At 64.6% G+C, this 20,040-nt stretch carries 24 protein-coding genes; 14 read left to right on the plus strand and 10 right to left on the minus strand.

The window, feature by feature from the left end; translation table 11 throughout:
* Positions 1-30: 30 nt before the first annotated feature.
* The 4 genes from QW845_RS21860 (at position 31) to QW845_RS21875 (ending at position 3,136) form a co-directional block, all read left to right on the plus strand.
* On the plus strand, positions 31-741 hold the full coding sequence (locus QW845_RS21860; protein ID WP_315803612.1) for a hypothetical protein: 711 nt from the start codon (positions 31-33) through the stop codon (positions 739-741).
* Complete coding sequence (locus QW845_RS21865) at positions 741-2,033, plus strand: MFS transporter (protein WP_315803613.1); 1,293 nt, start codon at positions 741-743, stop codon at positions 2,031-2,033. Before QW845_RS21860 ends, QW845_RS21865 begins: the two co-directional genes overlap by 1 nt.
* A gap of 117 nt (positions 2,034-2,150) precedes the next feature.
* The gene (locus QW845_RS21870; protein ID WP_315803614.1) at positions 2,151-2,813 is read left to right on the plus strand and encodes a YqcI/YcgG family protein; all 663 of its coding nucleotides are present in this window, start codon (positions 2,151-2,153) and stop codon (positions 2,811-2,813) included.
* Complete coding sequence (locus QW845_RS21875) at positions 2,810-3,136, plus strand: cupin domain-containing protein (protein ID WP_315803615.1); 327 nt, start codon at positions 2,810-2,812, stop codon at positions 3,134-3,136. Before QW845_RS21870 ends, QW845_RS21875 begins: the two co-directional genes overlap by 4 nt.
* A 2-nt stretch (positions 3,137-3,138) precedes the next feature.
* On the opposite strand, the gene QW845_RS21880 is transcribed toward QW845_RS21875, so the two are convergent.
* The gene (locus tag QW845_RS21880; RefSeq protein ID WP_315712988.1) at positions 3,139-3,327 is read right to left on the minus strand and encodes a hypothetical protein; all 189 of its coding nucleotides are present in this window, start codon (positions 3,325-3,327) and stop codon (positions 3,139-3,141) included.
* Between QW845_RS21880 and QW845_RS21885 the strand changes: the two genes are divergently transcribed.
* Positions 3,308-3,538: a hypothetical protein gene (locus QW845_RS21885; protein ID WP_315803616.1), complete on the plus strand. Its 231-nt coding sequence runs from the start codon at positions 3,308-3,310 to the stop codon at positions 3,536-3,538. The genes QW845_RS21880 and QW845_RS21885 overlap by 20 nt on opposite strands.
* Positions 3,539-3,761: 223 nt before the next feature.
* Positions 3,762-3,995: a DUF6894 family protein gene (locus QW845_RS21890; protein WP_315712992.1), complete on the plus strand. Its 234-nt coding sequence runs from the start codon at positions 3,762-3,764 to the stop codon at positions 3,993-3,995.
* A 222-nt stretch (positions 3,996-4,217) separates the two neighbouring features.
* On the opposite strand, the gene QW845_RS21895 is transcribed toward QW845_RS21890, so the two are convergent.
* Positions 4,218-5,273 (minus strand): hypothetical protein, encoded by a 1,056-nt coding sequence (locus QW845_RS21895; RefSeq protein WP_315803617.1) that lies wholly within the window; start codon positions 5,271-5,273, stop codon positions 4,218-4,220.
* Positions 5,274-5,507: 234 nt separating this feature from the next.
* Here QW845_RS21895 and bamA point away from each other — a divergent pair, with 234 nt between their 5' ends.
* Positions 5,508-7,829, plus strand: a complete 2,322-nt coding sequence (gene bamA, locus QW845_RS21900) for an outer membrane protein assembly factor BamA (protein ID WP_409997953.1) — start codon at positions 5,508-5,510, stop codon at positions 7,827-7,829.
* 36 nt (positions 7,830-7,865) lie between these two features.
* Here bamA and QW845_RS21905 read toward each other — a convergent pair whose 3' ends face one another.
* Positions 7,866-8,294, minus strand: coding sequence for a hypothetical protein (locus QW845_RS21905; RefSeq protein WP_315803619.1), 429 nt, complete (start codon positions 8,292-8,294; stop codon positions 7,866-7,868).
* 248 nt (positions 8,295-8,542) lie between these two features.
* Here QW845_RS21905 and QW845_RS21910 point away from each other — a divergent pair, with 248 nt between their 5' ends.
* Positions 8,543-8,899, plus strand: coding sequence for a hypothetical protein (locus QW845_RS21910; protein ID WP_315803620.1), 357 nt, complete (start codon positions 8,543-8,545; stop codon positions 8,897-8,899).
* Positions 8,900-8,964: 65 nt separating this feature from the next.
* On the opposite strand, the gene QW845_RS21915 is transcribed toward QW845_RS21910, so the two are convergent.
* Together QW845_RS21915 and QW845_RS21920 are read right to left on the minus strand one after the other, a co-directional pair.
* Positions 8,965-9,564, minus strand: coding sequence for a DUF6456 domain-containing protein (locus QW845_RS21915; protein ID WP_315803621.1), 600 nt, complete (start codon positions 9,562-9,564; stop codon positions 8,965-8,967).
* A 52-nt stretch (positions 9,565-9,616) separates the two neighbouring features.
* A complete protein-coding gene (locus QW845_RS21920; protein ID WP_315803622.1) occupies positions 9,617-10,147 on the minus strand; it encodes a GcrA family cell cycle regulator in 531 nt (176 codons plus the stop codon).
* A 150-nt stretch (positions 10,148-10,297) separates the two neighbouring features.
* Between QW845_RS21920 and QW845_RS21925 the strand changes: the two genes are divergently transcribed.
* The 3 genes from QW845_RS21925 to QW845_RS21935 all read left to right on the plus strand — a co-directional run bounded on the left by QW845_RS21925 (position 10,298) and on the right by QW845_RS21935 (position 13,384).
* Positions 10,298-10,915, plus strand: coding sequence for a helix-turn-helix transcriptional regulator (locus QW845_RS21925; protein ID WP_315713004.1), 618 nt, complete (start codon positions 10,298-10,300; stop codon positions 10,913-10,915).
* A gap of 1,110 nt (positions 10,916-12,025) precedes the next feature.
* Positions 12,026-12,892: a hypothetical protein gene (locus QW845_RS21930; RefSeq protein ID WP_315803623.1), complete on the plus strand. Its 867-nt coding sequence runs from the start codon at positions 12,026-12,028 to the stop codon at positions 12,890-12,892.
* A 216-nt stretch (positions 12,893-13,108) separates the two neighbouring features.
* On the plus strand, positions 13,109-13,384 hold the full coding sequence (locus tag QW845_RS21935) for a hypothetical protein (RefSeq protein ID WP_315803624.1): 276 nt from the start codon (positions 13,109-13,111) through the stop codon (positions 13,382-13,384).
* A 15-nt stretch (positions 13,385-13,399) separates the two neighbouring features.
* Here the strand turns inward: QW845_RS21935 and QW845_RS21940 are convergent, their stop codons facing one another.
* Complete coding sequence (locus QW845_RS21940) at positions 13,400-14,374, minus strand: quinone oxidoreductase (protein WP_315803625.1); 975 nt, start codon at positions 14,372-14,374, stop codon at positions 13,400-13,402.
* Here QW845_RS21940 and QW845_RS21945 point away from each other — a divergent pair.
* From QW845_RS21945 to QW845_RS21955, 3 genes are all read left to right on the plus strand, one after another.
* Entirely contained in the window at positions 14,361-14,849 is a 489-nt protein-coding gene (locus QW845_RS21945; RefSeq protein ID WP_315803626.1) for a hypothetical protein, read from the plus strand. The genes QW845_RS21940 and QW845_RS21945 overlap by 14 nt on opposite strands.
* A 194-nt stretch (positions 14,850-15,043) precedes the next feature.
* Positions 15,044-15,367 carry a quaternary ammonium compound efflux SMR transporter SugE gene (sugE, locus tag QW845_RS21950; RefSeq protein ID WP_315803627.1) on the plus strand — a complete coding sequence of 108 codons (324 nt, stop codon included), beginning with the start codon at positions 15,044-15,046 and terminating at the stop codon, positions 15,365-15,367.
* Positions 15,368-16,659: 1,292 nt separating this feature from the next.
* On the plus strand, positions 16,660-16,881 hold the full coding sequence (locus QW845_RS21955; RefSeq protein ID WP_315803628.1) for a hypothetical protein: 222 nt from the start codon (positions 16,660-16,662) through the stop codon (positions 16,879-16,881).
* A 44-nt stretch (positions 16,882-16,925) separates the two neighbouring features.
* Here the strand turns inward: QW845_RS21955 and QW845_RS21960 are convergent, their stop codons facing one another.
* Genes QW845_RS21960 through phnL form a run of 4 tightly spaced genes read right to left on the minus strand, consistent with a single transcriptional unit; the run spans position 16,926 to position 20,024 of the window.
* The gene (locus QW845_RS21960) at positions 16,926-17,537 is read right to left on the minus strand and encodes a pyridoxamine 5'-phosphate oxidase family protein (RefSeq protein WP_315803794.1); all 612 of its coding nucleotides are present in this window, start codon (positions 17,535-17,537) and stop codon (positions 16,926-16,928) included.
* Positions 17,515-18,156 (minus strand): phosphonate metabolism protein/1,5-bisphosphokinase (PRPP-forming) PhnN, encoded by a 642-nt coding sequence (phnN, locus tag QW845_RS21965; RefSeq protein ID WP_315803629.1) that lies wholly within the window; start codon positions 18,154-18,156, stop codon positions 17,515-17,517. Before phnN ends, QW845_RS21960 begins: the two co-directional genes overlap by 23 nt.
* Entirely contained in the window at positions 18,153-19,310 is a 1,158-nt protein-coding gene (locus QW845_RS21970; protein ID WP_315803630.1) for an alpha-D-ribose 1-methylphosphonate 5-triphosphate diphosphatase, read from the minus strand. The genes phnN and QW845_RS21970 overlap by 4 nt, the downstream gene beginning before the upstream one ends.
* 15 nt (positions 19,311-19,325) lie before the next feature.
* Complete coding sequence (gene phnL, locus QW845_RS21975; protein ID WP_315803631.1) at positions 19,326-20,024, minus strand: phosphonate C-P lyase system protein PhnL; 699 nt, start codon at positions 20,022-20,024, stop codon at positions 19,326-19,328.
* Positions 20,025-20,040: the final 16 nt, after the last annotated feature.

A 20,040-nucleotide genomic window follows, 5' to 3' on the forward strand; every position in this document is an offset into this window, starting at 1 on the left:
GCTCGACCTTGCAGTGCTGGAGTTCACGCGATGTCGCGCAACCTGGACGGCCGATACAAGACGGTCGCCTCGCCCTGGGACGACTACACCGTCTACAGCTTCTCCGATGCGTCGGAGATCCAGCAGCCTGATCGGCAGCCGATCATGGATGCGATGAATTCGATCATTGCCATTAACTGGAAAGCAATCGAACCCCACTGGACCGCGACCTCGTCGCCATTCGACAGCAAATACAGCCTCGTTCTGGTCTACGATCACATCGGACTGGTCGCGTTCTCGGTCTATCGCGTGATGACGATCGCGCAGCGGCTGGCCATCTACCGCAGTGGGACCGAAGTACTACCCGCACATCAGGGCCGTGGCCTGTATGGGTTCTTTACGTCGCAGATCCTCAAGCATCCTGGGTCGGCCACGCCCGGCGAGGAAATTCTGTACGGATGGCGAACGCGCAACCCGATCGTGTGGGCGGCCAACGCCAAGATTTGCGAGAGAGTCGCGCCGTCGCTGCTCGACGAGTCCGCGGATGCCGAGCTGCAGGCCGCCTGCGTCGAGATGTGTGCGACGATCTATCCGGGCAAGCAGCTCGAGGTGCCCCACATGATCATGCGTGGCGCCTATGGACACATCCAGCACATCAGGCAGGACTATCACGGCAGGGCCTCGCTGGTTGAGACCGCGATGTCGCGGATCATCCCGGATTCCGCCGACGCCCTGTTCTCCGTCGGCTACGCGAGGGTGTGATGGCGGCGCTTGGACAACAGGCGGTCGCGTCCTCTCCGCTCCGGTTCTTCGATCGCGCCTATGTCGCGTGGGGAACGGTCGCGTTCGCCTACGCCATCGCCTTCCTGCAGCGGATGTCGCCGCAGACCGTGGGCCTCGACTTCATGCGGGACTTCGGCACCGACGCCTCCGGCGTCGCGATGCTCGCCTCCAGCTACTTCTGGGGCTACACATTGATGCAAATCCCCGCGGGCGTTCTGGTCGACCGCTACGGTGTGAAGCGCGTCGTGCTGTGCAGCATGACGGCATCCGTGCTCGGCAGCGCCGCCTTCGCCTTGTCGCCCACCCTGCTCGACGTCTTCATCGCGCGCGTGGTCGTGGCCTGCGGCGACGCGCTGGTGTTCACGGCGCTGCTGAAGCTCGTCGCGCAGAGCTTTTCCGACCAGCGTTTCGGCCTGATGTCCGGCGTCTCCCAGGTATCGGGCTATGTCGGCGGCGTCCTCGCCACGACTCCGCTCGCTGCTGCGGTCAGCGGCTTCGGCTGGCGCGCCTGTTTTCTCTTCATCGCCTGCGTCGGCGTCGTGAACTTCGCCTGCGCGTCCGCGACCCTGAAATCCGCACCGGCGAACTACACCAGCAGGACGCTGAAGAGCGTCCTGGTCACGAGCTGGCATGCGCTCGGATCGGCCGCGACATGGGGCTGCGCCATGAGCTTCGCCGCGCATTTCGCGGTCGTGACCACGCTCGCCGGCGTATGGGGCATCCCGATGGTCGCGCATTATTTCGGCATCTCGCCCTCGGCGGCCGGCGGCCCCCTGCTCGCCTTCATGGTCGGCAACGCCATCGGATCAATCTTTCTCGGCCATGCCGCGGACCGGATGCAGTCGCTCAATGCAGCTCTGATCTCCATCACCTTCCTGCGCATGCTGCTCGTCGTGATGCTGTTGCCGGCAATGGCGCACAGCTTCGGCTTCTTCTATGTCGGCGCGGTGTTCGCCCTGCTCGGCCTGGTGGCCGGGGGCACCGTGCCGCTGATCCTGAAAAGCACCAAGCATCTCTACACGGCGGAGCGCATCGGCGTCGGCGCATCGATCAATACGACGGCCGCCGGCATTTTTGCCGGACTGGCTCAGCCGGTGATCGCCTTTGCCATGGTGAGTGCGAGCGGCCTCAACCCCGACATCGGATCAAGCCTGCGCAGTGCTGCCAGCGATTCCGGCTACGCAGCCCTGATCGAGATTCTTCTCCTGATGTCGCTTCCTGGACTGCTTGGGCCGCTGATGATGAGGCGCAAATTGATACTTCGTACTTAAGCATAAAAAACAGAGAGGGTCAGTATGTCGCGTTTGTATTTGAGAAGGGACGAAGTCCGATCCGGCCATCAGGCCGGAAGCTGGCAGAGCGTCCTGTTTTCGGAATTCGAGGCTCAGATGAGCAGCGAAGCAAGACCCTTTCCGTGCGTATACGGCGTCGCGGGCTATCGTCACGATCAGCTTCGCTATCTGTTTCTCGACCCCATCGACATCGATGTGCTCGGCCAGCAGCTCGCCTTGTTCGTCTCCGAGAGCCGCTCGCACGGGCCCAACACCTCGCTGGTGCTGTTCACCCGCCCGCGCCCGGTTCAGACCATCGACTCCTACTACAAGAAGTTCTGGAAGATCCTCGATCAGTTGGCCCGCGTCGACAGCCAGCCGTGGCCGGCCGAAATTCCCGAGACCGTCGATCATCCGATGTGGGAGTTCTCGTTTGCCGGAGAGCCGATCTTCGTGGTCTGCAGCACACCCGCGCATGTGATGCGGCAAAGCCGTCGCTCGAGCGCATTCATGCTGACCTTCCAACCGCGCTGGGTGTTCGAACGGATGCTCGGCACCGATGAGGCCGCCGCCAAGGCCTTCGGCGAGGTGCGCAAACGGCTGGTCCCGTTCGACACGACGGCGCCGTCGCCCCAGCTCGGACGCTACGGCAATCCGGAGGGCCGGGAGTTCAAGCAGTATTTCCTCTACGACGACAACCAGCCGCCGCCGGCCTGTCCCTTCCACAAGCTGGCGCAGACCAAGCCATCGTCCATCGCAGACAAGGAGCAGGCCGCATGACCCAGATCATCGCTGGAACGAAGACCAGCTTTGCGATCGATCCCGACATCCTGGCGCTGTTGCCGACGCAGGGCTGCATCGAGCTGCAGCACGATGCGGCCGGCAAGGTTCACGCCTTTCATACCCACCCGGTCGACGAAATCCTCGTCGTGATCCGGGGACGGCTCACGTTTCGTTGGGAAGGCGGCGAGCGCATCTGCACGGCCGGCGACAAGATTCTGCTGCCGGCCGGGACGCTGCACGAATCGGAAGCGCTGGATGATGCAATCTACGCGATCGCGACGCGACCGCCCGCAACCATTGCATGCAATCGGGAGGGATGAGCTCAGGACAGAGGGCGATCGGTCTCCGAAAGGGACTCCGCGGTCAACCGCTCAACCATCTCGATCACCTCGATGCGCTGGCCCGGAGCCAGCTTCAGGAATGCCTTCAGCAGACGAAGGCTTTCCACGGCTTCGCTCGATGGGGCTCCGAGCTTCGTGTGCAGCTCCGCGATGAATGTTGAATTCTTCATCTCGCACCTTTGGCAGGAAACAGTAATGCCAGTCCTTAGCAAACGTGAAGGCCTTGCACGCAAGGTAGATACTGCAGCAATCGAGGCTGAAAGTCTTGGTCTGACGACTGCGACCCTGATCCTCAGGATGGCCCGCCTGGAAATCGACCGTGCGGAACCCGAAGAGGTTGAAAGTATGCCAGCGAACAACTCTTGCAGCAAGCCGAACTGACCGGTTGGTTGATTTCGGCGTCACAATTTGAGCCTTCTGGCAGTTTCTGGCTGACGATACCAGTGGAAACGGTCGTTTACCGAACGAGGCGGGGGGATTACGGAAGCGGTAAGCTTGTCCTCCACATTAGAGGTCTTCTATAGTTTGCTTGGGGGAAGAATGGGTTGCGGATCCTGTCCGGGATCCGTGCCCACTCCCGCGACACAGCGGCTGCAGGAAGACCATGCGCACTTATTATTTCGATATGAAGGATGGCATTCCGACCAGAGACCGGACCGGCCTGGAATTTGCGACGAGTGCAGGGGCGATCGAGCACAGCCGGGATTTGGCCCGGCGCCTCCGGCACGACCCGCGCATCACCGACCGCAGGCTGTCCATCGTCGTCGTCGACGAATCTGGCGCGGAGGTTCACCGCGAGCCGGTTTATCCGGCCGCAGTGAAAGCCAGCCTGTCCTGATTTTTTCATAGGCGTGCCAGCAGTGACTGCGCGCCGACTGCTTTTTCTACTTTTCGTAGAGGATACGAAAAGCCGAACAACTCTTGAGTGTGCACATCGGGCGCGCGATCGGGCCGCTTCGGCATCAAGAGCCCCCTGAGTGCCCGACGCCCCGCCGATCGACTCGACCGGCTCTCCCTTTCCTCGGCCTCCAACGCACGCCGCCGCTGCACCACCGAGGGCCTATTGCTGCTTCTCCCAGAACGAGAGCAGGCCCTGGGAGGCCGAACCGCCGATCACGCACGGGATGCCGACGGCGACCTGCCCCAGCGCGGCCGCCGAGACACAACCGAGCGCAAGGGCGCCGACGCCGAGCTGTCCCCAGAAATCCATGTTGCGCCGGGCATCCGAGCCCTTGGTCTTCAGCTCCTCGACGGCGGCGACGGCATCCTTGCGGACGGCGCCGAGCTGCACCGTATCGGCGGCCTCGACCACCTCCCTGAGCGGCTCCTTGACCGGTCCCGACTGCCGCGCCAGTTCCTCCCGGAGATAGTCGCGCAGGCTGGCATCGCGCACCGAGTAGCTGGCAAGCGTATAGCGCGCCATGCTGCCGATCGTCAGCTTGTCGACCGTGTCTCGGCTCTTCGACCAAGGCAGCATCTGGACGATACGCTGGATCGGTACGCGCGAGCCGGTTGCGAAGTAATAGCCCCAGAGGATGTCGAGCAGATCCTGGTGGGTCGCGTAGCTGAGCCGCGTGTCGAGCTTGCGTTCCTCCTTCTTGAACGGATTCTGCGTCAATGCGCCACGCAGCTTGTCCATCACGCCAGGCTTCGTTTCCTCCAATGGGATGTCCATCAAGGTCGGCTGTGCGCCGCTGAGATAGCCGTCGATCATCACGCGGCGGCCCGGCATCTTCGGCGCCACCCTGCGCATGAGATTGCGCCAGTCAGGCAGACCTGAATAAGCGATGGCTCGCACGACCACCCACTCCTCCTCGGGAGGCACGGGAAAGAAGCTGTTGACGAGTTGTTCGGCCTTGGCGGGATTGGAGCCGATCGCCCCCGCGATGAAGCCGAGATAGATGCCCGCGTTCTCCGGCTCCTTGAACGTCTGTGAATGGAATAGCACCCGGACCGCCGCCGGCACATGGGCGTAGTCGGGTTTGGTGCGATAGTTGTAGATCCAGTTCTGGACGACACCGAGCGACGCGCGTGGGTCGATCTCCGGGACGACCGCAGCAGCAAGAGCTGATTGAACGAAAGTGCAAGCGATGAGGGCCAAGGCGATCGCGCGCATGGTCTGCTCCCGACAAACGTTCGCCGCATCAGCATCTGCTGGCGCGTACGGATGAGGACGATGCTGCACGCCGTTTGAATCGACTCTGCGTCGAATCTGCGGCCGTGCTCGGTTCCCTGCCGGCCACCCTTCGCAGGCGTGATCGCAGGCCGCCAAGTCTCCACGGCCTCGACATGATTTGGCCGTCCACCGGCTCTTGCATCTGGGCATGACGAGCAGGCAGATGCGTGCATGTTGACCGCCCGGAACAGCCGTCACCGCGGAGACAGCAGATCGCGACACGTCGCATTGATCGTTGCGACACTGTCGGTGCTGACGTCTGCGCCGCCGGCCGTAGCGGGCGAAGCCCTTGCAGTACAGGGCAATCGGCGCGTCGATGCCGACACCGTGCGATCCTATTTTCACGCTGACGTCAACGGGCGATACGACGCCGCCGCGCTCGACGCCGGCTTGAAGGCGCTGGTTGGGAGCGGACTGTTCGACGACGTGAAGATCAGCCGCGCCGATGGACGGACCGTGGTCCGCGTCTCGGAAGCAAAAGTGCTCGATCGCGTCGCCTTCGAAGGTAACAAGAAGGTGAAGGATGCGGAGCTCACGGGCGCGGTGCTATCAACGCCGCGTGCCGGCCTCCAGCGCGCAACTGTCCAGGGCGACGTCGCCCGCATCATCCAGGCGTATCATCGTGTGGGACGCGACGACGTCCGCGTGGTCCCGGAGATCATCGATCGCGGCAACGACCGCGTCGATCTCGTCTTCACCATCACCGAAGGCAGGAAGACGCCGGTCAGGGCGATCAGCTTCACCGGCAACCGGGCCTACGGCGCACGGCAATTGCACGCAGTGATCAAGACCTCGGCCACCAACGTGCTGAGCTTCGTGACCGGCGGCAACGTCTACGACGCCGATCGCGTCAACGAGGACCGCGAACTGCTGCGGCAATACTATCGTAACCACGGCTACGCCGATGCCGAGGTCACGAACGTGAGCGTCGACTATGACGCGGCAAATGGCGGCTACAACCTCACCTTTGCGATCGAGGAAGGCGTCCTCTATAGGCTTGCGGTGGTCGACATCTCCTGTAACGTGCAGGGGCTGACGTGCGAGCGCCTGCGTCCGCTGGTGCTGGCGCAGCAGGGCGACACGTTCGACCAGAGCAAGATCGACAAGACCTCCGAGGTCCTGACGGCCGAGCTTGGCAAGCTCGGCCTTCCGTTTGCGCAGGTCGAGCCCAGGATCACGCGCCATGCGCAGGATCGGCTGGCCGACGTCATCTTCCAGATCGAGCAGGGACGGCGCAGCTATGTCGAGCGCATCGAGATCCACGGCAACACGCGCACGCATGATGACGTGATTCGACGCGAGTTCGACGTCAGCGAGGGCGATGCCTACAACAGGACGCTGATCGACCGCGCCGAACGTCGCCTGCGCAACCTCAACTACTTCAAGACCGTCAAGATCTCGACGCGGCCGGGCTCGGCCAGCGATCGCGTGGTGCTGGACGTCGAGGCCATCGATCAGGCGACCGGCGACTTCAACGTCTCGGGCGGCTATTCGTCCACGGACGGATTGCTCGCCGAGGTCAAGATCGGTGACCGCAACGTGCTCGGCACCGGCAACACTGCGCAGGCCACTTTCACCTACGGCCAGTTCGCGCGAGGCGCCAGCCTGTCGTTCACCTCGCCCTACGCCCTCGGTCGAACGACACCTGGCATGGAGCTGTTCGCGCGACAGAGCATGGTCAGCACGTTCCAATCGTTCGGCAGCAACACCTATGGCGGCGCCCTCACCCTGGGCATGCCGGTCAGCGAGCAGACGGCCATGCTGTGGCGCTATTCGCTCTATGACCAGAGGGTGGTGCTCGCACCGGGGATCTCGCCGGCGGCGGTGTCCCTGCCGGTCCGGCAGGCGGTCGCAGCCGGACGGCAGACGGTGTCCTCGCTCGGCAATACCGTCACCTACAGCACCCTCGACAACAACAAGGTGCCGACCAGCGGCATCCGCTCACAGTTGACGCAGGATCTCGCCGGCCTCGGAGGCGACGTTCGCTTCTTACGGACCACAGGCGACGTCCGCTATTATCGATCGATCAACAGCGACCTGACCGGCATGGTGCGCGCGCAAGGCGGCTATATCACCGGATGGGGCGGCCAGCAGGCGCCGCTGCTGAATAGCTTCTTCGGCGGTCCCACCATGGTGCGCGGCTTCGCGCCGGGCGGCTTCGGACCGCGCGATCTGACGCCGGGATCGACGATGGACAATGTCGGCGGCAGCCTGTTTTGGGCGACCACGGCGGAGCTGCAGGGCAACATTCCCGGATTGCCGCAGGAATACGGCCTGCGTGCATCGGCCTTCGTCGACGCCGGGACCGTGTTCGGCTACCGCGGCCCGACCCAGAATGTCCAGGTGGCGAACAGGAACGTGCTGCGCTCCTCGGTCGGCGTCGGCATGACCTGGGCCTCGCCGTTCGGACCGCTTACCGTCGACTACGCGGTCCCGATCAGCAAGGCGGCATACGACGTCGTGCAGCCGCTCCGTTTCAGCGCCGGTGGCTTCTGAGCCAACGCCGCAACGTCGACGGAGCGCCGCGTCACCTCAGTACGGATAATAGTAACCGCGCGGGCCGTAATACGGGTGACCGTAATACGGGCGAACATAGTAGGGCCGCGGTGCGTAGTACACCCGCGGCGGCCCGTAATAGCCGGGGCCGGGATAATAGCCGGGCCCATAGTAATAATAGTCGTCGTTCTGATGCGCGGCGATTGCGCCGAAGGTGCCGATCATTGCACCCATGATGGCCAAGCCGGCGGCTGGATTGCCCCTGTAGACGCGGCGGTAGCGCCGGCGAGCGCTGAGATCAGTCAAATCGCCGGCTGTCGCCGTCGCGACCGCCGGCTTGTTGGCCGGACCCGCCACCCGCGCATGGGCCGGCGCCGGCGCGCTTGCCACCACGGCGATGGCCGCGACGGCCGCAATCGCGATTTTTCCACCGGCCGAAGGAGATCGATATTTCCCGCTGAACATGGCATCACCCTTCACTTCACTCATTCCCGAATACAACATGGCCGGGCGTGCAGCTTGACCTGTGTCAACTCAGGACGAACCGGCCGTCCGGCGGCACGTACGCATCCCGCAATCGTGCTTAGACGCGACGTCACGCCTCCTGGTTCAGCCCACCGCCGCATCGATTTCTGCGAACCGATGGCCGCCCGTCGGGAACCAATGGCTGCACACCGACGCCGTCCATCATGCCGTCGGCAACAGGAGTCCTCATGCCTTCCAGACTGACACGCCCATTCTTCAGCGCCGTCGCCACGCTGGCGCTCACCGCTTCGATGGCGAGCGCCGGCGACAGCGCGACCTCGCTGTTCAAGGTGGTGACCGTCAAGGATGAGATCGTCATCGGTCTCAATAGCGAAGAGCTGGCTACGATCGGCGGGAACGATGCCAGCGCCGTTGCGCGCGCATTGGCGCAGAAAGGCGACCTCGCGGCCTGGCAGTACAACGTTCATCGCGGCCCGAACGGCGAGCTGCAGATTGCACCTTCGGCCAAGATTGCTCTGCTGTCGCATGCCTCGCTGCGCGTCGAGCCCTACAGCACCACTTATGTCGTGGCGCCCCATCCCTGAACGAAACGATTGTCCGACCGGCGCTCGTACCGTCGACGACGGAACGAGGCCGGTCGGGCCAGCCGTTAGCTCTCGCCCCGATGGCCCGATCGCACGGCCCCATCGCATGTCCTGGGGACCCTGTCGGTGGAAAACCCGTAGACCACGGCCAGCCGGTCCAGGCACTCCTTGAAGCGGCGGGCGAAATAGTCGTTCCAGCGCTGGCTGGCGAGCCCCCGCTTGTGTCCGACCTGCTCCATGGTCAGGCCGTGCACCAGGATGTCATGGGTAATCGCCGCGCCGTCGGCGCCGAGCTCGCGCTCGGCGCGGTTGAGCCGCAGCACCGCCCGCCTCTGGCCTTCGGTGACCGGCTCGCGCCCGCGGGCGCCGTCAACGTGCTCGCGCGAGGGATCGATCGCCTGCGGGCCTCGCTCGGCCCGCTCCCAATCGTTCTGGAACGCCCGTCCGGCCCGGTATTGGGCGTCATCGATCTGCTTGTGCGCGTGCAGCCGGCCGAGCGGGTCGCTGCGGACCGATCGCAACGCGACGATCTTTTCGCCGGGCTCAAGCGCCAGCGGGTCGTCGATCTCTACGGGAATCACGTCTGCATTTCGCGGCAGGTCGTGAGCTCTGCGGTCGTGGGTCTTGGACATGCGATGGGGCTTGCTGCGTCGGGGGCGCGCCATGTCTCGTCTCCGGAAAATGAATGGGGTCGGTTCGGGTCGGGCTTGCCGCGCTCTACGCGGCCGCGACCAGCCGCAGGATCAAAGGGCCGGCGGGGCGCGAAGCGGTTTCCTCGGGCGGAAGCCGCGTCAGATGGTAGTGCGGCGTGCAGTAGCAGGAGCCGGGCTGGCGCGGATGACCGCAAAAAGTGATGGGATCGTCGTCTCGGTCGCCGCCATAGGGATAGCGGCAATCGTTGCGCTCGAGCTGGTCGAGGGACAGCAGGCGCGGGCTGATGCCGACGCAACGCAGCTTGACGGCCGCCGCGGGTTTCGCCGCGGATGGCATCGGCCGGGCCGCCGCGTCCGGGCTCCGCCGTCCGGTTCGGGGCGCCGCGGACATCGGCCGGGGCGTGGATCGCGCGGCTTTCGGCCCGCCCGGCGCGGCCAGCCCGATCCGCCTGCCGCGGCCAAGCGTCGCGTTCCGGGTATAGGCGGTTCCGAACTGCGCATTGAGGGCGCGCGCGATCTCGGCATAGGACCGCCCCTGGGCATGAAGCTCGCACAGCATCTTGGAATGCTGGTCTGGCCAATCTGTGGATTGCATTCTCGCCTCTTCCTTCTGGGTCGGGGCCGCCGGACCCGCCGGCTCACCCGACGGCCAAATCTTCCGATATTCCGAAGAAAAAGTCAAGCTTGAGTTCTGATTATTCGAAACATATAATGTCTTCCGAGATTCGCAAAAGAGGTCAAAGCCATGTTGGACGTTGCCATGATCGAGCGTGCACTCGAGAAGCCAGGAAAGACGAAAGGAGGGTTGGCCCGCGCCATGGGCGTGCGGCCGGGCGCGGTCTCCGAGATCCTCGGCGGCCAGCGCCTGATCAAGGCGGCCGAGATTCCGCTCATTACGGAGTATCTCGAGCTCAATTCCGTCCCCATCATGGGCCGGGTCGGCGCCGGCTCGGTGATCGAGCCCGATTACGAGCAGGTGCCCGTCGAGGGCCTCGGCGAGGTCGCCCTGCCCTTCCCGATCTCCGAGGAGACCATCGCCTTCGAGGTAACGGGCGATTCGATGCTGCCGAAATACGAGAACGGCGATGTGATCGTGGTCTACCGCGAGCAGCGCCACCCGCTGTCGAGCTTCTACGGCGAGGAGGCGGTGGTGCGCCTCAAGTCCGGCGAGCGTTACCTGAAGACGATCGAACGGGGCAAATCGCCGTCCGTGGTCAATCTGAAGAGCTTCAACGCCAAGCCGATCGTGGGGGTCAAGCTGGACTGGATCGGCGAGATCTTCGTCACCCTGCCGCGCGGCCAGATCTCGCGGATCCGCGCCAAGGCGGCCGCCAAGTCGCGCGCCCGCGCGGCAAACAAGTAAGACTCGAGGCCGGATGCAGGGGACGCCGAGGCGCTCCCCCTGCATCCCCTCCCTCCAGGGGAGGGTGGGCACCGCGCCTGTTGCGCCGTCGTGATCGACAATTCTGAGCGACATATGGGGATGTGCGTCCATGGTCTCGCGGCGCCCCAGGCGTCCGAGTGATACAGTGGTCTCACCCTCTTCAAACGAGAGGGTGCAGGGAAGGCCGGACCTCGACTGAGGCCCGTGGCCCGCCTGCTCAAAAAATGCAGGCGGCAGGTACCACAGGTCCAGCCGGAACGATCCGGCCCTCCCTGCGCGATGGTTTTCACGGCTGCTTCGCGTTCTCCCCGGTGCGCCGGGCTTGTTGGTCACCGTCACCCACGCGGCGCTGTCAGCGCCGGCGCAGGCTTGATACTGGCATCGGAGTATCAGGACCACGCGACTTGACCGTGCGAGCCGATGTTGGTCGTCCGCGCGAATGACCACGCTGCAAACCGGCTCGCCCATCACTCCCCGCCTCCACGTGTCGTGACGACCGCGATACGCCCTCTCCACGAGGCGGGATGCGCCTAGACAATCACGAATTCTGAAAAAGAGAAAGAAGAATTTTTCGGCCCGGCGGGCCGGACCGGGGCAATGCGTTGAAGCCTCGCCCAAAACAAGCGTTTCCGCACACGTCGTCTGCAGGCGATCGAAGGCCATGAAACGGACCATCGTGCGGGCGCATCGCCCCTGATTCGCCCGACGGGCGTGACGCCTTGCCACCAGCCGCGCCTGGCGCCCGGATCAGTCCTCGACCCGCAGCTGCTCGCCATCTCTCGCGGAAGGCAGCCCAATTCGAAAGCGCCTGAACGCTGCAATCCTGGATACGACGCAGAGCGACTGGTGGGACAGGCTGGTCTTGCGCTATCTCGGCTCCAAGCGGTGGCCCGCCCCGACGATACACGCGCCCGACAGCGAGCCGGACCTGCTGCGCCGTCGCGTCATCGCCGATATCCGGCCGAGGTCGACGACGTCGCGCAAGCGGATTGATCCCGATCAAGGACCAGACGCCGCGCCAGAGCAAACTCACCATCAACCTGTGGCTGCACAGGCAGGACATGGGGAAACGCCATCATGGGAAACGCCATGCGGAGATATCTTCTTGCCTTTAGCTTGGTGATCGCCGCACTCGGCTTCACGTCGTCGGCGCGTGCGGGATGCTGGCCGAACGAAAACTTCCACCTCGTGTGCTGGCTGGATACCTATGGAACGGCGTGCGAAGCGCATCACGCGCTGACCAGCGTCAGGGCCGTGCTGTATCCGGAGCCGCGCTACTCGTACTATGAATTCGAGGTTTCGCACTGGTGGACGGCCCACAAGACCGTGGCCTGTCCGCCGAATCAAAAGACGACGTTCAGCGGTGTCTGGGACCGGGAAACCGGAAAGGCGGAGGAAACGGCGACCACCGGCATTTCGTCGGTGACGAGGCGAGTCTATTGCAGCAACAATCCCTGGACGGGCCAGGGGCCGCCGACGGTGCCGATCTGCTCATATCCGGCCGATGATCCGAACGTGGGACTGCCCGTCACCTCGGCGATGCTCACGCAAGGCCAGCGAGACGATCTGCTTCGCGTTCAGGAGCCGTTGCATACCCGTTGCCAGCAGATCAAGCCGCTCGAGGACGAGGTGTCGTGGCTGAACGGCCGCCCCATCGTCGAGGTGGTTGCGTCCCACCATGAATATCAGAAGCTCGAATGGCATCTGTGGTTCATGGACTTCGGCGAGTTCGGACCATGGCATGAGGTCGCGGCACCGAAGCCGAAGGGCCCCTTGATCTGGAAGGGCACGACCTATACCGAGCGCCGCATTGCGACATCGAGGCACAGATATTGGCTGAACAAGCCCGGCCGCTGGAAGGTGGTTGCGAAGCCGAAGCCGACCGCGGCGGCGGCGCAGGCGATCCCGATCAGCGTGACCACCGAATGTCCCGGCGCGACGTTCAACGTGCAGTAACGGGCGATGACGCGGTCTTCATGGCGTGCGGGAACATGCTTCCGGACGCCACGCTACATCGCCTGGACTATTTCCGCGGCTGATGCCGGTGTGGTGATGGCCGCGCAGGCTGGGATGGAGTCGGTGAGGCGAGGGTGGACCGAATCAGTCTTGACAAAATTCTGATTTTAAGAAATAATGGAGCATCACAGTCAGCCGAAGGCGAACCGGCGCTCCATGCAGTATTTCGTCGTGATGATCGACTACGGCCGGCGCGGACGCGAGGCCGTGGTCGATCCTGAGATGACCCGGCGCGACGTCGTGGCGCGCATCGCGTCGGGCGAATATGCGAACGTCAGCTTCATCCACGAGATCGTCGACCGATCGGTTGCCGACGTCACCGCCGACATCATGTCCGAAGCCGCCCTGCCCGAGATCGATGGGCGGAACGCCGACCTGCAGGCCGTCCGGTTCGATCACCTCCACGACCTGCGCAAGCACGAGCAGGTTTGATCCGGCTGCGCCAGATCAGACCAGAAAGACGGTCGAACCGGTCGTCTTGCGTGCCGCGAGATCGGCGTGGGCCCGGGCCGCCTCCTTGAGCGGATAGGTCTGGTTGACCTCGATCTTCACCGCGCCCGATTTGACCACGTCGAACAGCTCGTTGGCCATCGCGACCAGGCTCTCGCGCCTGGCGGCGTAGGTGAACAGCGTCGGCCGGGTCACGAACAGCGATCCCTTCTGGGCGAGCAGCCCGAGATTGAGCGGATCGACCGTGCCGGAGGACTGGCCGAACAGCACGGCGTAGCCGAGCGGCGCGAGGCAATCGAGCGACTTGAGGAACGTGTCCTTGCCGACGGAATCATAGACCACCGGCACCTTCTTGCCGCCGGTGATCTCGCCGACGCGTGCGACGAAGTCCTCCCGCGTATAGATGATGGTGTGCTCGCAGCCGTGGGCCTTGGCGAGTTGCGCCTTGTCGTCGCTGGATACGGTGCCGATGACGTGAACGCCGAGATGCTTGGCCCATTGGCTGAGGATGAGGCCCACGCCGCCGGCCGCGGCATGCAGCAGGATGGTTTCGCCCGCCTTCACGCGGTAGGTCTGCCGGATCAGGTACTGGGCGGTCAGGCCCTTGAGCATCATCGCGGCGGCGGTCTTGTCGTCGATCTCGTCGGGCAGCTTCAACAGCAGCGCGGCCGGCATCAGCCGCGCCTCGGAATAGGCGCCGAGCGGGGACGAGCCGTAGGCGACGCGGTCACCCACCTTCAGGTCCGTCACCCCTTCGCCCAGTTCCTCGATCACACCGGCGCCCTCGCTGCCCAGCCCGCTCGGAAGCTGGACCGGATAGAGCCCGGAGCGATTGTAGATGTCGATGAAGTTGAGCCCGACCGCCGTGTGGCGAATGCGCGCCTCGCCGGGGCCGGGCTTGCCGACCTCGATCTGCTCCCAGGCGAGAACCTCGGGACCGCCGGTCTTGTGGAAACGAATGGCGTTCGTCATGGGTTGTCATCCTCCCTGTTCGGATTGCGCGACGCCGCGCCGCCCGGTCGCGCGCCGGCCCCTTGCGGGCCGTTCGAGCCTGTGCTTCTCCGCGACCGAACCTCGGTCTTCCGTAGCCGCAGTCGGCTGGGTTTGGCAATCGGCTTTGCCAGCCGGCACAGGAACAACGATCGCCGTTCCAGCGTTCATCGGCCATAGCGTGGAGTCCGAGCCCATGCCGCCCAAGCGACGCAGCGCAGTAGTCAATCCGGCCATCCTGATCGAGCTGGCCTGCCACACCTTGATGGGCATCGCCATGGGGCTCGGCTTCGCCTTCGGGCTGACCCAACTGGATGCGTTCGGCATCTCGACCCTGATCGCCCACAGTGTCGATCCGCACGTGACGTTCGTGATCTTCGTCGGTGTGTTGACGCTGTCATTTGCCGTCGGCGCGACGATGACGGGCTTCGTGTTCACGATGATGGAGGAGAGATAGAAAGCCGCGCGCCGATGGCTGCATGGGCGCCCGCAATGTCATCAGCGCGTCGCGCAAACCATGCAGATGGAGATCAGGTTCGACCGGCGCGGAGACGACCAGATGGCCGGACTGATCGGTGCAAGCGATCCGCGGCTTCGCGAAGCAGGCTTCAGAGCCGCGGGCGTTGTCGCGCGCCTGGGCGCACGGCCGTCATGAACGGCTGGCTTGCTCTGTTTGCGGCTGGAATGCTCGAGATCATCTGGGCGCTCGGCCTGAAGCATTCCGACGGCCTGACACGCTTCTGGCCCAGCGTCGCGACCGTGACCGCGATCCTGCTCAGCTTCGCGATGATGTCGCTTGCGCTGCGCTCACTGCCGTTTGGCACCGCCTATGCGGTATGGACCGGGATCGGCGCGGCCGGGAGCATCCTCGCCGGCATCGTCCTCTACAGCGAGCCGGCGGATCCGACGCGACTGTTCTGCCTCACGCTGATCATCACCGGCATGATCGGGCTGAAGCTGAACTCGCCGGTCTGACACCGTCGACGGCCTCCGGCAGGATCGTGACAGCTCGACGCTGCCGAAGACGATGAGGGCGATCACGAACGGCAGCAGGTGATAGAGCGCACGGAAGATCAGCAGCGCCGCGAGCAGCCGCTCCTGATCAACGCCGCCCAGACCCAGCAGGATCGTTGCATCGAACAGGCCGATGCCGGCCGGGGCATGGCTGGCGAATCCAAGCAAGGTCGCGGCGATGAAGACCGCCATCAGCCGCGCGAGGTCGATGCCGAGCTCGGCCGGCATGAGCACATACATTGCCAGCGCCGCGGTGCTGAGCTCGAACAGCCCGACCGCGATCTGCATCAGCACGGCAGGCCCGGACGGCAGCCGCACAGGCCATCGTCTGCTTCGCCGCCCCGGCCAGCTCCACACCACGAAGGCGGTGACGGCGCAGAGCAGCGCGGCCGCAACGACCCGGTTGAGCGCCGGCGGCCAATACTCCACCCAGCCGAAGGCGTCCGGATCGATCATCAAGCTCAGGCCGAGGGCGGTGAGATTGCCGAGCCAGAAGGTCAGCCCGGTCAGGAAGCTGATATTGGCGATGTCGATCGCCCCGAGCCGGTACGGCGCGTAGATCCGGTATCGAACCAACGGCGAGATCAACGCGACCGCGCCGATGCCGTGCGCGATCGGATAGCTCGTGAAGCTGCCAAGCGCGGCCGCACGATAGGGAATGTCGCGGCGGCCGATCGTCCGCAATGCGAACAGGTCGTAGAGCGTGAGGCTGGCGTAGGAGAGGAGGACGAATGCCAGCGCCGCCGCGATCAGATGACGGTCGGTGGCCTCGACGATCAACAGGACATGGGCAAAGTCGAGCTTCTTGACGGCGCGTGTGAGAACGTACACCGCCACAGCCGCGATCGACAGGCTCAAGGCCAGTCCGCCCAGGCTGCGCCACCAGATTCTGCGGTTCGACGGCAGCGGCGGAACGTCGATCAGGTCAGCCATTCAACGTGTTTTCGCTTCAAGCCTGCGCCGGCCGATTCGAGCAGGACGATGGCGCCGTGTGACACACCGATGTGACAGCGGCGTTACCATTGTGCGCTGCCCCCATGCCTTAATTATTTGTTAACGACGGACGATCGTTCACCGCTACCAACACGGCGAGCTGCAATGCAGCACCACATTTGCGATCATTCAAATTTGAATTAATCGCGGACGGGTTCGAGCGTAATGACGTGGACCGTATCAGTACGGATGCATGAAGGTCGCATCTTCGTCACGCGGACTTTCTAAGACGGGTGCGGGACGCCAACATTCGAGGCAGCATGAACGCGGAATTCGAACACGAACTCACGCCGGACCAATGGGAGACGCTGAAGGCGCTTCGCGTTCCCGCGCGTGAACGCCGCAGGCTGAACGGCATGATTGTCGACGAGCTCACCGCATTTGGACTCGTCTCTATGGACAATGGCGCAGCGACACTCACGATGGCCGGCCGCAAGGTGCTCGTCAGGGGATCCTCACGCCTGCTCGATGTCGCAGCCTGATGTTTCGGAGCGCGGCCCGCCCTTCGAAGCGCTGCGCGCCGAACTCACCACATGGATTTCCGCGCACGCTCGGGCCACTCGCGATCGTACGCCGCGCCGTCGATGTCGTTGGCCGTCATCGCCGCGAGAATCTGCCCCGGCGTCGGCAGTTGCTGCGGATCGACACGCCTATCCGGGTTCCAGAGATCGGCACGAACGATCGCGCGGGCACATTGGAAGTAGATCTCTTCCACCGTCATGATGAGGACGGAGCGCGGCAGCTTGCCTTCCATCCGGAACGACTCCAACAGATCGGGGGCCGTCGACAGATGACCATGCCCGTTCACACGTAGCGTGTTGCCTGATCCCGGAATCAGGAACAGCAGAGCGATCCGCGGGTCGCGCACGATGTTGCGCAAGGAATCCACGCGATTGTTGCCGCGGCGGTCCGGCATCATCAGCGTCTTGTCGTCGTGGATGCGGATGAATCCGGGGAGATCGCCGCGCGGCGAGCAATCGAGACCTTCGGGACCACATGTCGCGAGCGCCACGAACGGCGACTGCTCGATCATGATCCGGTAGTGCGGCGTCACGCGATCAGCCACCTTCGCCGTCGAGGCCAGCCCCGTCTCGCCATAGATCGCCTCGAGCTGCTCAATCGTTGTGATGATCGACATGGCCGCGTCCCCCCTCTGATCCGATCGGTCCTGCGTCGATCGGCCGCTTGATGATATCCGCCAGTCTGTGACCGTGCGGCTCGGGATCGCCGACATTGACGATCGTGACATCCGCTGCGGCGTCCTCGCTCACCACCCGGTGAAGGCGCTCACCGATATCGCCGTCACTCGGACGGTGCCGCTTGCCGAGCCGTTCGGCGAGAACATCCGCCGGAGCAGTGATGGCGACGACGACGACGTCGGCATAGTCCCGGCGCGCGGCGGGAATGATCGTTCGCGAGACATTCACGACCACGGTGCGGCCGGCCAGGATGTCATCCTTGATCGCGCGCGGCACGCCGTAGTCATGCCCGTGGGCCTCCCAGTGCAGTGCGAACTCACCGGCACCGAGCGCCTCACGAAAAGCGGACGCGCTCATCTCGAGATTATCCTCGAAAGCCGAGGCCTCGCGGGTGACGATCCGCCGCGGAAAGACGACCCGGTCATCGCCGGCGCATTCGCGACGCGCCACGTTGAGCAAGGTGTCCTTGCCCGCGCCGCTCGGCCCGACCACCAGGATCAGGCGTCCCGGACCAAGCTTCCCGGATGTCGTCGCTGAAGCAGGCTCGATTCCGCTCATGCCACCCGCAATCCTTCCCGCCAGACGCTGCGCACGACCGACAACTGGCCCGCGACATGAACCCGGATCAGGTCCGCACGCTTGCCCACGGCGATCTCGCCGCGATCATGCAGGCCGACGGCGTCCGCAGGCGCCTTGGTGACGGTGCGGACGGCGGCGGCAAGCTCGATGGACGGCACCCGCTGCGGCAATTGCAGCGCGCCCATCAGCAGACTCGACGGCACATAGTCCGACGACAGAATGTCGAGCAGGCCCTCGCGCGCGAGGTCCACGGCTGCGATATTGCCGGAGTGAGACCCGCCGCGCACGACGTTCGGCGCGCCCATCAGGATGCTGATGCCCGCCTGGTGAAGGCCCCGCGCGGCCTCCATCGTGGTCGGAAACTCCGCGACCGCGATGCCGTCCTTGATTGCGTCGGCGACGTTCTCCTCCGTCGTGTCATCGTGGCTGGCCAGCGGCACGTCATGGGTCTTTGCCAGCGCAATGATGCCGCGCATGTTCGGCGCCGCGTAGGCCTGCTGATAGGCGAAGCGGCGCGCGAACATCACGTCGAGCTCGGCATCGGTCTTGCCGCCGCTCTTGCCGCGATAGTAGTCGCGCAGCTTGCCTTCGTCGCGAAACTGGCGCTGCCCGGGCGTATGATCCATCAGCGACATCAGCCGCACATCCGGACGCCCCGCCAGTTGCCGCGCCTCCTCGACCACGGTCGGCATCGGCACTTCGCAGCGCAGATGCAGGAAGTGATCGGACCGCAGCAGGCCGCCGTCGCGCGCCGTCGCGATCGCCTCCGCGAGCACATTGGCTTGACCGTCGACGCCCTCGGCGCCTTCCTCGCTCCACACGCGCAGCGAATCCAGCACCGTCGTGATGCCCGCGGTCGCAAGCTGCCCGTCATAGGAAATGACCGCAGCGACGGGGTCCCAATAGACCTTCGGGCGCGGCACGAAATGCGCTTCGAGGTGATCGGTATGCAGTTCGACCAGTCCGGGCATCAGCAGGTCGCCGCCGGCATCCAGGCTGCCGGCCGGCGCAGCCCCTTCGCCCAATTCCGCGATCCGGCCTCCGGCGATCGCCACCCAGCCCTGCTCGACGACGCGGTCGGCGAGGACCAGCCTGGCATTGCCTATCACGATATCGGACATGTTCGCGCTCATCTGCAATGTCTACCTCTATGCCGCCGCGGCGAATGTCGTGACGTCGACCGTGCGATCCGCAATCTGCGCGCGGATCTCGTCATCATGGACGATCGCGAGCATGGCCACTCCATCCTTCTTCTTTGCCGCGATCAGGTCGACCACGACCGCACGGTTGGCCGCGTCGAGCGACGCGGTCGGCTCGTCCAGCAGCAGCACCGGAAGGTCGGAGATGAAGCCGCGGGCGATATTGACCCGCTGCTGCTCGCCGCCCGAGAAGGTCGATGGCGGCAGCGACCACAGCCGCTCGGGAATGTTCAACCGCCGCAGCAGCGCGCCTGCCCGCCCCCGGGCGTCTTCGCGCGGCACGCCGGCCGCGAGCAGCGGCTCGGCGACGACATCGAGTGCAGGGACCCGCGGCACCGCGCGCAGGAATTGGCTGACATAGCCGATGGTCTGCCGCCTCGCATTCAGGACCAGGCGCGGCTCGGCGCCGGCGAGATCGGTCATCGCGCCCACGTGCCGGACGCCGATGCGTCCGCCGTCGCAGCGGTAATTGCCGAAGATCATCTTCAGGATCGACGACTTGCCAGCGCCCGACGGTCCCGACAACACGACGCATTCGCCGCACCTGACCTGGAACGACACGCCGCGCACCACGGGCAGCGAGATGCCGCCCTGCAGATGCATGGTGAAGGTCTTCTCTGCATTCTCGACATCGATCATCACGGTCATCGCATTGGGCTCTTGC

The sequence above is a fragment of the Bradyrhizobium sp. SZCCHNS3002 genome (genome assembly GCF_032377435.1).
In the GTDB taxonomy this organism is placed as follows: Bacteria; Pseudomonadota; Alphaproteobacteria; order Rhizobiales; family Xanthobacteraceae; genus Bradyrhizobium.

Coding starts and splice junctions, on each gene's coding strand:
- QW845_RS21860 (WP_315803612.1), top strand. CDS start 31: ATGTCGCGCAACCTGGACGGCCGATACAAGACGGTCGCCTCGCCCTGG.
- QW845_RS21865 (WP_315803613.1), top strand. CDS start 741: ATGGCGGCGCTTGGACAACAGGCGGTCGCGTCCTCTCCGCTCCGGTTC.
- QW845_RS21870 (WP_315803614.1), top strand. CDS start 2,151: ATGAGCAGCGAAGCAAGACCCTTTCCGTGCGTATACGGCGTCGCGGGC.
- QW845_RS21875 (WP_315803615.1), top strand. CDS start 2,810: ATGACCCAGATCATCGCTGGAACGAAGACCAGCTTTGCGATCGATCCC.
- QW845_RS21885 (WP_315803616.1), top strand. CDS start 3,308: ATGAATGTTGAATTCTTCATCTCGCACCTTTGGCAGGAAACAGTAATG.
- QW845_RS21880 (WP_315712988.1), bottom strand. CDS start 3,327: ATGAAGAATTCAACATTCATCGCGGAGCTGCACACGAAGCTCGGAGCC.
- QW845_RS21890 (WP_315712992.1), top strand. CDS start 3,762: ATGCGCACTTATTATTTCGATATGAAGGATGGCATTCCGACCAGAGAC.
- QW845_RS21895 (WP_315803617.1), bottom strand. CDS start 5,273: ATGCGCGCGATCGCCTTGGCCCTCATCGCTTGCACTTTCGTTCAATCA.
- QW845_RS21905 (WP_315803619.1), bottom strand. CDS start 8,294: ATGTTCAGCGGGAAATATCGATCTCCTTCGGCCGGTGGAAAAATCGCG.
- QW845_RS21910 (WP_315803620.1), top strand. CDS start 8,543: ATGCCTTCCAGACTGACACGCCCATTCTTCAGCGCCGTCGCCACGCTG.
- QW845_RS21915 (WP_315803621.1), bottom strand. CDS start 9,564: ATGGCGCGCCCCCGACGCAGCAAGCCCCATCGCATGTCCAAGACCCAC.
- QW845_RS21920 (WP_315803622.1), bottom strand. CDS start 10,147: ATGCAATCCACAGATTGGCCAGACCAGCATTCCAAGATGCTGTGCGAG.
- QW845_RS21925 (WP_315713004.1), top strand. CDS start 10,298: ATGTTGGACGTTGCCATGATCGAGCGTGCACTCGAGAAGCCAGGAAAG.
- QW845_RS21930 (WP_315803623.1), top strand. CDS start 12,026: ATGCGGAGATATCTTCTTGCCTTTAGCTTGGTGATCGCCGCACTCGGC.
- QW845_RS21935 (WP_315803624.1), top strand. CDS start 13,109: ATGCAGTATTTCGTCGTGATGATCGACTACGGCCGGCGCGGACGCGAG.
- QW845_RS21945 (WP_315803626.1), top strand. CDS start 14,361: ATGGCGTTCGTCATGGGTTGTCATCCTCCCTGTTCGGATTGCGCGACG.
- QW845_RS21940 (WP_315803625.1), bottom strand. CDS start 14,374: ATGACGAACGCCATTCGTTTCCACAAGACCGGCGGTCCCGAGGTTCTC.
- sugE (WP_315803627.1), top strand. CDS start 15,044: ATGAACGGCTGGCTTGCTCTGTTTGCGGCTGGAATGCTCGAGATCATC.
- QW845_RS21955 (WP_315803628.1), top strand. CDS start 16,660: ATGAACGCGGAATTCGAACACGAACTCACGCCGGACCAATGGGAGACG.
- QW845_RS21960 (WP_315803794.1), bottom strand. CDS start 17,537: ATGTCGATCATCACAACGATTGAGCAGCTCGAGGCGATCTATGGCGAG.
- phnN (WP_315803629.1), bottom strand. CDS start 18,156: ATGAGCGGAATCGAGCCTGCTTCAGCGACGACATCCGGGAAGCTTGGT.
- QW845_RS21970 (WP_315803630.1), bottom strand. CDS start 19,310: ATGAGCGCGAACATGTCCGATATCGTGATAGGCAATGCCAGGCTGGTC.
- phnL (WP_315803631.1), bottom strand. CDS start 20,024: ATGACCGTGATGATCGATGTCGAGAATGCAGAGAAGACCTTCACCATG.